General features: G+C 59.3%; 10 protein-coding genes. 2 read left to right on the forward strand and 8 right to left on the reverse strand.

What is annotated here, in order from left to right:
- Positions 1 to 5: 5 nt before the first annotated feature.
- Positions 6 to 1247, reverse strand: coding sequence for a hypothetical protein (locus KUW17_RS21625; RefSeq protein WP_222482386.1), 1242 nt, complete (start codon positions 1245 to 1247; stop codon positions 6 to 8).
- A 242-nt stretch (positions 1248 to 1489) separates the two neighbouring features.
- Here KUW17_RS21625 and KUW17_RS21630 point away from each other — a divergent pair, with 242 nt between their 5' ends.
- Positions 1490 to 1852, forward strand: a complete 363-nt coding sequence (locus KUW17_RS21630) for a winged helix-turn-helix transcriptional regulator (protein ID WP_226430787.1) — start codon at positions 1490 to 1492, stop codon at positions 1850 to 1852.
- A 219-nt stretch (positions 1853 to 2071) separates the two neighbouring features.
- Here the strand turns inward: KUW17_RS21630 and KUW17_RS21635 are convergent, their stop codons facing one another.
- Together KUW17_RS21635 and KUW17_RS21640 are read right to left on the reverse strand one after the other, a co-directional pair.
- Positions 2072 to 3208: an acyl-CoA dehydrogenase family protein gene (locus tag KUW17_RS21635; RefSeq protein ID WP_222482387.1), complete on the reverse strand. Its 1137-nt coding sequence runs from the start codon at positions 3206 to 3208 to the stop codon at positions 2072 to 2074.
- Positions 3205 to 4380 carry a CaiB/BaiF CoA transferase family protein gene (locus KUW17_RS21640; RefSeq protein ID WP_222482388.1) on the reverse strand — a complete coding sequence of 392 codons (1176 nt, stop codon included), beginning with the start codon at positions 4378 to 4380 and terminating at the stop codon, positions 3205 to 3207. Before KUW17_RS21640 ends, KUW17_RS21635 begins: the two co-directional genes overlap by 4 nt.
- Before the next feature lie 97 nt (positions 4381 to 4477).
- Here KUW17_RS21640 and KUW17_RS21645 point away from each other — a divergent pair, with 97 nt between their 5' ends.
- Positions 4478 to 5362, forward strand: coding sequence for a LysR family transcriptional regulator (locus tag KUW17_RS21645; RefSeq protein WP_261397350.1), 885 nt, complete (start codon positions 4478 to 4480; stop codon positions 5360 to 5362).
- Positions 5363 to 5975: 613 nt separating this feature from the next.
- On the opposite strand, the gene ade is transcribed toward KUW17_RS21645, so the two are convergent.
- The 5 genes from ade to KUW17_RS21670 are packed head-to-tail and all read right to left on the reverse strand — an operon-like array spanning position 5976 to position 12349.
- Complete coding sequence (ade, locus tag KUW17_RS21650; RefSeq protein WP_222482390.1) at positions 5976 to 7781, reverse strand: adenine deaminase; 1806 nt, start codon at positions 7779 to 7781, stop codon at positions 5976 to 5978.
- Positions 7781 to 8713, reverse strand: a complete 933-nt coding sequence (locus KUW17_RS21655) for an ABC transporter permease (protein ID WP_222482391.1) — start codon at positions 8711 to 8713, stop codon at positions 7781 to 7783. The genes ade and KUW17_RS21655 overlap by 1 nt, the downstream gene beginning before the upstream one ends.
- Positions 8706 to 9776 (reverse strand): ABC transporter permease, encoded by a 1071-nt coding sequence (locus KUW17_RS21660; RefSeq protein WP_222482392.1) that lies wholly within the window; start codon positions 9774 to 9776, stop codon positions 8706 to 8708. The genes KUW17_RS21655 and KUW17_RS21660 overlap by 8 nt, the downstream gene beginning before the upstream one ends.
- Entirely contained in the window at positions 9773 to 11281 is a 1509-nt protein-coding gene (locus KUW17_RS21665) for an ABC transporter ATP-binding protein (protein ID WP_222482393.1), read from the reverse strand. The genes KUW17_RS21660 and KUW17_RS21665 overlap by 4 nt, the downstream gene beginning before the upstream one ends.
- Before the next feature lie 54 nt (positions 11282 to 11335).
- Positions 11336 to 12349, reverse strand: coding sequence for a BMP family protein (locus KUW17_RS21670; RefSeq protein ID WP_222482394.1), 1014 nt, complete (start codon positions 12347 to 12349; stop codon positions 11336 to 11338).
- Positions 12350 to 12425 lie beyond the last annotated feature (76 nt).

Raw genomic sequence — 12425 nt, forward strand, 5'->3', positions numbered from 1 at the left:
GCACGTTACCTCGCCAGATCAGCGTAGCCCGCGTCTGCCTTCAGCATGTTCTGGAAGTTGCGGAAAAACTCCTGCTCCTCCACATACTGATAGTCGGGGAAGTTATATTCGCTGACGAAGTCGCTGAGCCGGAAGTACGCGCCTTTGCGGAACGAGACCAGATCGACGTCGCCGGTATCCAGGTTGCGCTTGAGCGTCACCAGAAACTGTTCATCCTGGTCATCGGCCTGCAAAACTGCTCCCAGCGGGCGTGCAGCGGTTTTCACCCCTGCGTCACCCCAAAGCTCTGGGGACGACAGCCCTTCGCCTTTGCTGGCCTCGGCCAGGTCAGACACCCGGATCAGATCGGCATCTCGTTCCTTGTTGATGACCAGCACATATTCTTCCGGCTGGAACTCCTCATTCGGAGCAGTGAAGTGCAGCACTTCAAGGGGCGTGTTGCCATAGCCGAGCTCGGCCACAGTCTTGCCGGACACATGGGCGCCATCAGCTAGATCGCCAGACGGGATCGTGACCAGTGGTGTGCAAGTGTAGGCGGCAACAACCGTCTTCACACCATCCAGATCGACCACGCTCATTGCCCGGATCGGCGCCCGGGTTTCGGTCTGATTGTGAACGGTATGGTAGATTTCAATGCTGGACGTCGAAGCAGATTCCGTAAACGGGTACGGGATCTGCCGCAGGGTTGAGGCGAATTCTCCGGTCGACAACCCGGCAGCGAACAGCGTGCCATCCACGAAATCAAGATCCGTGACGGTGAAGGCGGCGGCCGGAATGTCATGCCAGAAAGTGACGCTGTCATCGGGCGTACCGTTCAGTTCCACCGATGTGCCCTCCAAGGTGGTCAGATCCAGCGGCGTGATGGTGCCATCCTGATCCACCCGCACAATCATCGGCGACTTGCTGTCGCCCGAGCTCAGGGACATCGAGATATAGGTTTCCTTGGACACGGGATGCACGGCGATATCGTGATAGCTGATGCTGTACGGATCTGCGCCGGTCGAGGCCGCCAGCCGGGCGCCCAGGCTAATCAGGTTGTAACTGCGCGATTCCGCTGCCGGGGCAGCTTCGGGCAGCGTGTAGGCAAAGACCCTTCCGCCGTCGGAGTCTGCCACAAACAGTGTTTTGCTGTCGGCAAATTCAAGCACGGTGGTGGACTGAGGCGTTTCAAGCGCGGCAGCGCCTGTTGCAAACGACAGGGACAGAATACCTGCCGCCAGGGCGGGTGACGTGGATTTCAGTTTCATGGTGCCTCCAGGCAGGTCGAGGTTCGGCGGCTCCAAGACAGTTTCTGCCTTGCCGCCGTGCCCCAATTTAGCACCTATGGCCCAATGCGGTGAGTAGGAACACTTTGGATACTATTGAAGATGTCAGTTCGCCTTTGCACAGAGGCTGTTCATGACGCGGAACTCGACGCCCTCCGAAAGGAGCAAGCCTTGGCAGGGCGGCGTATCCAAGGGTACATTTCTGGAGCGAGGAGCTGAATGGGATGCTTGAAGACCAGATGAAGGATGCAACAGAGGAAGATGCGGCCGCGCATGTATGCCCGGTCGAAACCGTCATCGAGATCATCGGCGGGAAGTGGAAGTGCCAGATCATTCACTTCCTGCTTGGCGGCACCCGGCGGTTCGGTGAAATCCGCCGTCAAATCCCCGACGTGTCTCAGCGAGTTCTGACCCGCAAATTACGGGAACTGGAAGCGCATGGAATCGTCGTCCGTAAAGTTTATGCAGAGGTTCCGCCCCGCACGGAGTATTCCCTTACGCCGACCGGGCAGTCTCTTGAGCCCGTAATGCAGGAGCTAGACCGTTGGGCCCAGGCAAATCTGGGCAGTTCCGGTGGCGTAGTTTAGTTAGAATGAGCGATGGCGAAGCCGGGCACGCCTGTTGAATGCCGCACCGACTGGGCGAAGCAAAACAGTTTCGCCAGAGCAAAAAAGATCTTGGAAGGCTGTCTAGAATTCGGTCCAACGCCCGAACTACCGCAACAGCCTTCACAAGGCCTGTTCAGTTCACTCCGCCGAAGCAATGTTCAAAAACGGCGCTAACTGACATGACGCCCGCCTAAGCCGCTAACTCAGCATTTCGCGCGCGATGATGGTTCGCTGGATTTCCGATGATCCTTCATAGATCCGGAATATCCGTAAGTCGCGCAAGTAGCGTTCCACCGGAAAATCACGGGTATAGCCATAGCCGCCGTGGATCTGCAGCGCCCGGTCCGCAATACGCCAGGCAGCCTCACTGGCAAAAAGCTTGGCGAATGCAGACTCCGACGAATAACGCTCACCAGTGCCCCGCTTGCGGGCGGCTTGCAGCCCCAATGCCCGCGCCGCGGCCAGTTCGGTGGCACTGTCGGCCAGCATCCACTGCAGCCCCTGGTAATGGCCGATCGGCCGTCCGCCGACCTCACGTTCCTTGGCATAGGACACAGCCGCATCCAGTGCGGCGCGCGCAATGCCAGTGGCCTGCGCGGCCACTTCGATACGGCCGTTATCCAGCACCTTCATCGCGGTTCGGAAACCGGTACCCTCCTCGCCCAGCCGGTTTTCCGCGGGCACATGGCAATCAAACGAGATCGGAAACACGTGGCCGCCGCGCAGCCCCATGGTCTCCTCATGTTTGCCGATCTCCACCCCAGCGGTTTTGGCTGGTTCCACCACAAAGGCGCTGACCCCGCGGGCGCCGGCTGCGCTGTCGGTCTTGGCATAGACCACGATAAAATCTGCATCACCCGCATTGGAGATGAAGCATTTGGAGCCCTTCAGCCGGTAGCCGTCGCCTTCGCGGGCGGCGGTACTGCGCATATCAGCAGGGTTGGAACCCGCCATCGGCTCAGTCAGCGCGAAGGCGCCAAGTGCCTCACCCGCTGCGGCGGCCGGCAGGAAGCGCTGTTTGAGCGCCTCATCCCCGCCCAGGAGCAGCGAATCCGTTGCTAGGAAGTGCGCCGTCAGCATCGAAGCGGTGGAGCCACAGGCGCCTGCGATAGACTCCACTGCGCCGTACAGAGCTGGCCCGGACAGACCGATGCCGCCATTGGTTTCGGGCAAGTTCATGCCCATGATGCCCATTTCTGCCAGTGCCGGGCGGTGCAGGGTTGCAAACTGCCCCTTGGCGTCGAGAGCGGCGGCGGCCGGTGCCAGCACCTCGCTGGAAAACCGTTCGATCTGGCCGATGACGGCCTGTTCTTCGCTGTTCAGGTCGCCGATCATTTGGCCTCTCCTTCCTGTAACTGTTGTAGAATTTCCTGTGTGTGCGCGCCCAGTTCCGGGGCCGCCTGCCGGGATCCTCTTGCCGCACCGCTGAAGTGGACAGGCTGTTCCGGCACAGAAAATTCACCGAGAATGGGATGTTTCACCGGGGATGCCAGTCCGCGCGCCTGCATCTGAGGCGAGGCCCAGGCCTCAGACACTGTACTCAGGGCCGCGGCTGGAATGCCCGCCTCTGTCAGGACCGCCACCGCATCCTGCGCGCAGCGCGCGGCGGCCCAGTCTTCGATGTGCCGAGCCAGGGCCGGTTCATTCTGTCGCCGCAACACATCACTGGAGAAACGCTCGTCCTCCGCCAGATCCGGCGCGCCAATGGCCTCCGTGAAACGGGCAAACAGCCGGTCGTTCAGTACCGCTACGGAAAAACTGCCATCTTTGGCCGGATAAGTGCCAAATGGTGCCGATAGCGCATGTTTGCTGCCCGTCCGCTTTGGCGTCTCACCCGCCATCAGCGCCCGGCAGGCCGCCACCGGCATCATCGACACCAACGAGTCGTAGAGCGCCAGATCAACATGCCGCCCCCTGCCGCTGCGTTCCCGGTCAAACAGTGCCACCATCGCTCCGAAGGCCGCGAACATGCCGCCTGCAACGTCGGCAAAGGCATCACCGGCCATCATCGGCGGGCCATTCCGATCGCCAGTCATGTCCATAAGGCCGCTCATCGCCTGGATGATGATGTCATAGGCTGGCAGCATCCGGTTCGGACCGGTCTGGCCAAAGCCTGAAACCGAGACATAGACCAGTTGTGGATAGGCCGTGCAAAGCTCCTCAGCACCCAGCCCGAACCGCTCCATCACGCCGGGGCGGAAGTTCTCGATCAGCACGTCGCAATCTGCCGCCAACGCCCGTGCCGCCGCCGCGCCTTTCGCGGATTTCAGATCCAGAACGATGGATTTTTTGCCCCGGTTCACCGACTGGAACAGCAGGCTTTCGCCTTCCTTGAACGGGCCGATATGGCGGTAGTCATCGCCTGCAGCGGGCTCAACCTTGATTACTTCCGCGCCCAGATCAGCCATCAGCGCCGTGCAGTAAGGCCCGGCCAGAACGCGGGAGAAATCCAGCACCCGGACTCCTTCGAGCGGCCTGCGGCCTGCCGTTTTGTCATCTTTGAACATGCATCCACCTTCAATTGCTTGCTGGAGGATAGCGATCGGTTAGGTATTGTAGGAAATACGAGATAGGTATGAAGGGTATTCCTGTTTGAATATACCATTGAACTTCCGCCAGGTTGAAGTCCTGCTGGCGGTCGCAGACACCGGCAGCACTGCCGCGGCGAGCCGCGCGCTGAACACCTCGCAGCCCTCGGTTTCGCTAGCCATTACCCGCTGCGAGGAGGTGTTCGGACAGAAGCTCTTTCTCCGCATCCCCGGGCGCGGGATGGAGCTGACCCCGTTCGGGCGGCACAAGGTCGCCCAGCTGCGCGAACTGGAGAAGCAAGCGCGTTGGGTACTGAGCGGCGGTGACGGAACACCTGAGTTCCTGAACCTGGGAGTGTTTTCCACCCTCGGCCCGCGCTATGCCCCGCGGCTGGTGCGCCGCTTCCTGGACGACCGCCCGGACGCCGAAGTCCGTATCCTCGAAGGTGACCTGCAAACGCTGTTCGACTGGCTCAGCGAAGGCCGGATTGACATGGCGCTGCTATACGACTTCGGCATTCCATCCGACTTTGTCATCACTCCGCTGATGGCGGCGGTGCCCTATGCCCTGCTGCCGCAGGAGCACCATTTGGCACATCAGCCCAGCGTGAACGCCGAAGACCTGGCGCAGGAGCCGGTCATCCTGATGAACCTGCCCCACAGCCGCAGTTATTTTCTGTCCCTGCTGCAAAACGCCAAGGGCTCAGTGCAGGTCGCCCACGAAACCAGGTCAATCGAAATGCTGCGTTCAATGGTGGCCAACGGGTTCGGCGTCGGGCTGCTGGCCACCGATCTGCCGGATGCCCCCTGTTATGATGGGAGCCCATTGATCCGGGTCCCTCTTTCCGGCAATCCGCCCCTTCATCAGATCGCTCTTGCCCATCGTGGTGCAGCTCTGAAGCGGCCAATTCTCCAGGCTTTCAGCGCCTTTGCAGAAGCCTTTTTCAATCAGCACCACTGAGAGCGAGGCACCCTTCCGGCGCAGGCCCTCTACAACATGATTTCGGTTTCCTATCCTGCCTGCGGCATGTCGCGTTTCGGCCCTTTGCTGCCGTTGGCCACTGCGTTCCTCCGCTGCACTGCGGCCCGTCATTTCGGACTTTAGCCGCGACGCCGAAATCTGATGCTGCGTGAATTCACACACTGCGGACGGAGCCGCCTTTTGCTCTTGCAGCTATTGCTGCCGCAGAAAACCTCGCTCACGCAGCACGAAATTTTCGGCAGCGCTGCCAATTTCCCATTTGTGGTCATTCGACCTGATGCTCCTTCAGGATGCCTGTAATCGGCTCTTCGCTGAAACGGTTTACGAGCATTGTTTGTCTCCTGGCTTGGAGAACAGGTTAACTTCAAACTGCAGACGTTTGAGGCGAGCAGCTCACGCTGAATTCTCGTTGATCGCAGGTGCAGCGAAAGTTTGCTGCACCCGCTCTCAATTCGCGCTGCGACGGTAGGGAATACGGCAGTTTATTTCCTTCGCAATGAAAACCAGAAGCCAATCTCATAGAACACTGAACCAAGTGAGTATTCGCTGAAGGTTCCAGAAGGGTGGATACGGTAACCGTTCTCCTCCTGATTCAGATGAACAGATCGACCCTTTCGAACTTTGAGACGTCAATGATCCCCAAATCTGAAATCCGGATTTCGGGAATCACAACCAGCGCCAGCAGCGAATGCTGCATATAGGCATTGTTCAGCTTGCAGCCGCATGTGCCCATAGCGGCGACCATCGCCGCGGCTTTCTCGGCGACAATCTCCGCGCGTTCCTCTGACATCAGACCGGCAATGGCCAGTTCAACTGTTGCCAACTCCTTGCCTTCGGAGAAGACGGTGATACCCCCGCCGACTTTTCCCAGGTGATTGGCCGCTGCCGCCATGTCCTCCTTGGAGGTGCCAACAACAATCATATGGTGGCTGTCATGTGCGACAGTTGAGGCCACCGCACAGGGTTTGTCATAGCCGAAACCGGACACGAAGCCATTCACCACACCGCCGGTACCTCGGTGGCGCTCGACCAGCGCTATCTGACAGACATCTTTTCCGGCATCCATGCTGACCAACCCGTTCTCGACGCTGAGATTGGCCTCCAGCGCCCGTGTCGGGGCTTGGTTTTCAATGACGCCAATGACCCGGGCTCTCACCTCTGCCGCGCCTTCAGGGGCATAAATGTCAAAGTCATCCGCAGCCAGGCGCTTGCCAAGGTTGACGGTGTTCTTGGCAAATTCCGGGTAGTCGTTGAAGGGAATATTTGCTGTAAGCCTGCCATCTTCCGCCAGCACCTCGCCAGCAGCCATCACAAGTTCCATCGGAAGGGTCGGCAGGTCGGAGGTCAAGATAATATCAGCCCGGCGACCAGGGGAGATGGAGCCGATATCCTTTTCCATGCCGAAATGCTGGGCGGTGTTAAGAGTGGCCATCTGAATGGCGGTGATGGGCTTCAACCCCTGCTGGATGGCATGGCGGACCACACGATTCATATGACCGTCGTTCACCAGCGTTCCGGAGTGGCTATCGTCGGTGCAGAGGAGAAAGTTCCGCGGGTCCATTCCATCCTCTGTGACTGCCTTGATCTGCTCGGCCACGTCATACCAGGCCGAGCCAAGCCGGAGCATGGCGCGCATGCCCTGACGGATGCGGGCGACGGGATCTTCCTTGCGGGTGCCCTCATGATCGTCCGCCGGACCGCCGGCCACATAGCCATGGAACATCAGCCCAAGATCCGGCGAGGCGAAATGACCGCCAACGGTCTTGTTGGCCAGTTGAGTGGCGCCGATTTCGCCGATCATCTTGGGATCATTCATGGCGACGCCGGGAAAATTCATCATTTCACCAAGGCCACAGGTCTGTGGCCACCCAAGCGCTTCGGTTACATCCCTGATGCTGAACTCTGCGCCTGCGTTCTCCAACCCAGGTGCCGAGGGCACGCAGGAGGGCACTTGCACCTGTACGTTGATCGGCAGGCTAGCGGCATCGTCATGCATCAGCCGAACTCCAGCCAGGCCCAACACATTAGCGATCTCATGCGGATCTATGAACATTGAGGTGGTGCCGTGCGGGATTACCGCGCGGGCGAACTCAGTCACTGTGACCATGCCGCTTTCGACGTGCATATGCGCATCGCACAGACCCGGCACCATGTAGCGGCCCTTGGCCTCGATTACCTTGGTATTAGCGCCGATCGCGTGGCTTGCGTCCGGGCCGACATAGGCTATCCGTCCGGCGGCGATGGCAATATCTGTGTTAGGGATGATCTCGCCCGAGTACACATTCACCCATTTGCCGCCGCGGATGACACTGTCGGCTGGGGTACGCCCCATTGCGGTTTCGATCAGGCGCGGTGCGGATTCTGTCCAGGAAGGAATAGACATGGGAACTCCTGTCATTAGTGCTTGAGATAGGGAACGCCAAGTTTTGCAGGCTGGCCTGAGCGGCTGCGGATCATCACCAGAAGCAAGATCGAGGCCACGTAAGGCAGCATCAGGAAGAACTGATAAGGAATGTCGACACCGACGCCTTGCGCATGAACTGCAACACTGTCCAGGAAGGCAAAGATCAGCACCGCGATCATGGTGCGGACCGGGCGCCAGTTGCCGGCAATGACCGCCACAATGGCCAGCCAGCCTCGGCCGCCGGAGATATCCGGGCGGAACTGATCAGCAAAGGCCATCATCAAGAAGGCGCCACCTAGGGCAGTCAACGCCGAACCGAACAGCAGCGCGCTGTACTGGCGGGTCGCTACCGACAGGCCTTTGGCCTCCAAGAACTGCGGGTTCTCGCCCGCGGCGCGAGTTTCCAACCCGTAGGTAGTCCGCCGCAGGAAGAACGCGATGAAGGGCACGCTCAGGAAAGCCGCGTAGGTCAGCAGGTGCTGGTCAAACAGGATCGGACCGATCACTGGAATTTCAGACAAAAGCGGCACCGGAAACTCATTGATAGTCGAATAACTGGGCGGTTTGCCGCCGCCCACATAGCTGCGGAACCAGAACAGTGTCAGGCCGCTGGCCAGAAGATTGAAGCCAAGACCGGTGACAAAGTGATCTACTCGCAGGGTTACGGTCATGACGCCGATCAGCAATCCGGCCGCCAGCCCGGAGGCCATTGCCGCCATGGCTGCAAGGACGGGAGAGCCGGTTTCCGCCATTACCAGATAGGCAATCAGGCAGCCGAATAGCATGGCTCCTTCGACACCCATGTTCCAGATGCCTGAGCGTTCGGTTACCAATTCGCCCAGAGCGGCCAGCAGGATCACCGTGGCCACACCCATAGCGGCGGTTATGATCGACATAAGGATATCGGGGGCAAGCAGCTCAGACATGAACAGGCCTCACAATGTTGATTGAGTAACGGACCAGAACTGATGCGCTGAGGAAGAAAAGCAGCAGGATGCCCTGCATTGCAGGCACCAGAGACGGAGGGATGTCGGACAGCACGCTCATGTATAGTGAACCGTTGGCCAAGGCGCCGAACAAGAGCGCTGCGATCACTGCGCCAATGGGGTTCAGCCCACCAATCATGCCGACGATGATGCCGGTAAAGCCAAGGCCTGCCATCACATCGCCGCGCAAACGGTAGTTGACGCCAAAAATCTCGGAAACCCCTGCCAGCGCTGATAACGCACCGCTGAGGCACATAACAATCAGCACGGTGCGGGTGACATTTACGCCCTTGAACCGCAGCGCTGTGGGGTTGAAGCCAAGGGCGCGGATCTCAAAGCCCAGCGGCGTTTTCTTGATGATCACCCAGCACACCGCCGCCGCGGCCAGGGCGAGCGGGAAACCGATATGCAGCTTCACACTGCCGACCAAAAGCGGCAGGTGGAAGTTTTCAGCGAACACCGGTGTCTGGTGGTAAGAGGTGGAACCTTCTGCAGTCCACGGCCCGCCTGCCAGCAAGTACGAAAGCAGATAGACAACCACATAGTTCAGCATCACAGTTGAGATGATCTCATTGACACTGAATCGGGTCTTCAGCCAGCCGCACAGTCCGCCGAGAGCGCCGCCGCCGACCATCGCGGCCAGGATGATAATTGGAATTGCGATCAGCCACGGGGCGCCGCCCAGATACAGACTGGCCCAATAGCCGCACATGGCACCGGCAAACATTTGCCCTTCCTGGCCGATACTCCAGATCTCAGCCCGGAAGGCAATCACGGTAGCCAGGCCAGTAAATATCAGCGGCGTCGCTGCAACCAAGCTTTGCAGCACTGCCTCCCAGCTGCCAAAGGCGCCTTCGTAAAGCGCACCAAACCCTTCGGAAACGCTGGCGCCGCTTGCTGTTATCAGCAGGGCCGAAGCGCTAAAGCCCAGGAGCAGCGCCAGAACATAGGCTGCAAGCTGCGCCTGCCAGCCTGCGGATGTGCGGGGGGTAATGGTGATCATGCGGCCTCCTCCATTGCTTGGCCTGCCATCAGCAGGCCGATTTCTTCGAGATTGGTTCTTCCGGCCTCGACGATCCCCATTAGGCGGCCCTGAAACAGCACTCCGATCCGGTCGCAAAGGTTCATCAAGTCTTCCAATTCGGAGGAGGCAATCAGCACCGCAACGCCTTCAGCGCGCTTCTCCAGCAGTTTGGTATGGATGTATTCGATGACACCTACATCCAGCCCGCGTGTCGGCTGGTTGGCGAGCAGCACTCGTGTCGCAAGCCGCTTTTCCCTGGCCAGGATCACCCTCTGGGCGTTACCGCCTGACAGGTTACCAGTAGGAGTTTCCGCGGAGGGGGCCGAGATCTGGTACTCCCTGATCATCCGCTCCGCGCTCATACGCATCTTGGGGAAATCAAGCAGCCCGCCGCGGGAATAGAAACCGCGGTGATCGCCTAGGATCAAGTTCTCCTCGATCGAGAGTTCTGGCACCAGCCCTTCGACAAAGCGGTCGTCGGGGATGTGCCCCAGCCCCATGTCTTTAATGACGCGAGCATTTAAGCCGCTAATCTCGGTCCCATCCAGAGTGATCCGCCCGGAAGCAGGCACGCGTACCCCGGCGATCACCTCCATCAGCGGGTTCTGGCCATTGCCGGCAACGCCGGCGATCCCGAAGATCTCGCCTTGATGGATTGTTAGCGAAATATTGCTCAGTTCCGGCTTCTGCCCCTTCTGACCAACAGTGACATTCTCGAGCATTAACCGTGCCGGGCCGACAGAAGAGGCCTGCCGTACCTTCGGCTCCAAATCGCGACCAACCATCATCCTGGTCAGCTCTTCGGGGGAGGTCTCAGACGTGGAGCGGATGCCGGCCACCTCGCCCTGGCGAAGAACGGCCACCCGGTCAGACTGCATTACCTCGTCAAGGAAATGCGAGATCAGGATAAGCGCCACGTCATCTGCCTTGAGCTTTTCGATGATACGGAACAGCTTTTTGGAGTTTTCGATGTCGAGCGTGGCGGTCGGTTCGTCCAGGATCAGCAGGTCAGCATCAAAATATAGCGCCTTCAACAGTTCGGCCCATTGCTGCTCGCCTACTGAAAGGTCTCGCACCAGCGCATTGGGGTCGATATCGATGCCGTAGGTCTCGCAGATCTGCCGAAGCTTGGCTTCTGCCTCGCCGTAGTTAACCACCAGCCGCCTTTCCGATCCGATGACAATGTTCTCCAGCACGGTGAAGTCCGGCACCAGCACAAAGTGCTGATGAACCAGCCCTATCCCTGCGCGAATAGCATCGGCAGCTGAGCTCATCTTGAGCGGTGCGCCCTTGTAGATAATCTCGCCTTTGTCCGGCGGGAACAGGCCGGTCAGACAGGCCGAAAGCGTTGATTTCCCGGCACCGTTCTCGCCAAAGAGGCACAGTAGTTCCCCGGCATGCACAGAAAAGCTAATGTCGTGGTTGGCGCGGACCGGGCCAAAACTTTTGCAAAGCCCGCGGGCTTCTATGGTCGGTATGGGCATCGTCAGAATCCTGGGTAAGCCGGCTTCCCGCGCGGCGGGAAGCCGGGATATCGGTCAGTCGGAAGTGGGCAGTGACAGATCGACAGGGATCGCCAATTCGCCTGAGGCGATTTGCGCGGACAAGGTGGCAATCTCCTCCTTCAGCTCGGCGGACAACTTGTCCTCATAAGCGTGGAAGCTGGATAGCGCGCTGCCGCCGTCGGCCATAGGGACCCATTTCTCGGAGGTGTTGCCGTCATAAGGTGTGCCATTGGCGGCATAGTCGTACCATTCACCGATGACCCAGTTGATGTCTTCGGTCCAGGAGATCAGCGCACTGGCAACGACCGAGTCCGGCGAAGTCTCACCGTGATCGACATAGTTGCCAAAACACATGATGCTGGCCTTTTCACAGGTCTCGAAGCTTTCGACCATTTGGAATGTCAGATCCGCCCCGGCGGCAATTTGTGCGTTGGTAAACTGTTCGGCTTTGGCCGGATCGTACCAGCTTTCAATGAAGGCGACTTTGCGCTGGACCTCCGGGTTTACCGAGCGAGCACCTGCAAAGAAGCTGTTGATCTGGTCGTTCACGTCTTCGGAAGGGAACTGGCCGACTACACCGACAACATTGTTCTCGGTTAGTCGGCCAGCCAGCACGCCAAGTAGGTAGGAGGGCTCGTGCGCGCGCTTGTAAACCCAATAGGCGTTGCCGCCCAAACCTTCGTTCCCGGCCCCCACCAGGACAAACAGTATTTCCGGATACTTCTCCTGCAGTGCCTTGACCTGGTCGGAGTAGCTGCTGTGCGCCCAGATGATTTGGTAGCGGCCCGATTTGGCCAGCAGCTCCATTGCATCGCCAGCGTCTTCACCCCATTTCCCATTGATATTCTTGAAAGCGATATCAAGGCCGTGCGGAGCGGATTCCACCACCCCTTCCAGGTCTCGCAGCAATGTGGCGTCCCAGGCCGCCTCTGGGCCAGTAGCCAGGATCAGGCCGATGCCCAGTTCCGTTGGCTCTTCGGCGGTGGCACTTCCCGCCGCTGTGGCAATCGACAAGGCAGCAATGGCTGCGTGTTTGCGAATGTTCATAGGTTCTTCCTCCCGTTGTTGTCATTTCTTCGCTGGCTGCGGCCCCTCCTTGCCCTCTCCTCCGCAAGATCCGGGC

This window comes from Leisingera aquaemixtae (assembly GCF_019801145.1).
Taxonomy (GTDB): Bacteria; Pseudomonadota; Alphaproteobacteria; order Rhodobacterales; family Rhodobacteraceae; genus Leisingera; species Leisingera aquaemixtae_A.

What these genes read in the sequence shown, in the direction of transcription:
- KUW17_RS21660 (WP_222482392.1), bottom strand. Translation starts at nt 9,776, where the DNA reads ATGATCACCATTACCCCCCGCACATCCGCAGGCTGGCAGGCGCAGCTT.
- KUW17_RS21665 (WP_222482393.1), bottom strand. Translation starts at nt 11,281, where the DNA reads ATGCCCATACCGACCATAGAAGCCCGCGGGCTTTGCAAAAGTTTTGGC.
- KUW17_RS21625 (WP_222482386.1), bottom strand. Translation starts at nt 1,247, where the DNA reads ATGAAACTGAAATCCACGTCACCCGCCCTGGCGGCAGGTATTCTGTCC.
- KUW17_RS21635 (WP_222482387.1), bottom strand. Translation starts at nt 3,208, where the DNA reads ATGATCGGCGACCTGAACAGCGAAGAACAGGCCGTCATCGGCCAGATC.
- KUW17_RS21670 (WP_222482394.1), bottom strand. Translation starts at nt 12,349, where the DNA reads ATGAACATTCGCAAACACGCAGCCATTGCTGCCTTGTCGATTGCCACA.
- ade (WP_222482390.1), bottom strand. Translation starts at nt 7,781, where the DNA reads ATGACAGGAGTTCCCATGTCTATTCCTTCCTGGACAGAATCCGCACCG.
- KUW17_RS21630 (WP_226430787.1), top strand. Translation starts at nt 1,490, where the DNA reads ATGCTTGAAGACCAGATGAAGGATGCAACAGAGGAAGATGCGGCCGCG.
- KUW17_RS21655 (WP_222482391.1), bottom strand. Translation starts at nt 8,713, where the DNA reads ATGTCTGAGCTGCTTGCCCCCGATATCCTTATGTCGATCATAACCGCC.
- KUW17_RS21640 (WP_222482388.1), bottom strand. Translation starts at nt 4,380, where the DNA reads ATGTTCAAAGATGACAAAACGGCAGGCCGCAGGCCGCTCGAAGGAGTC.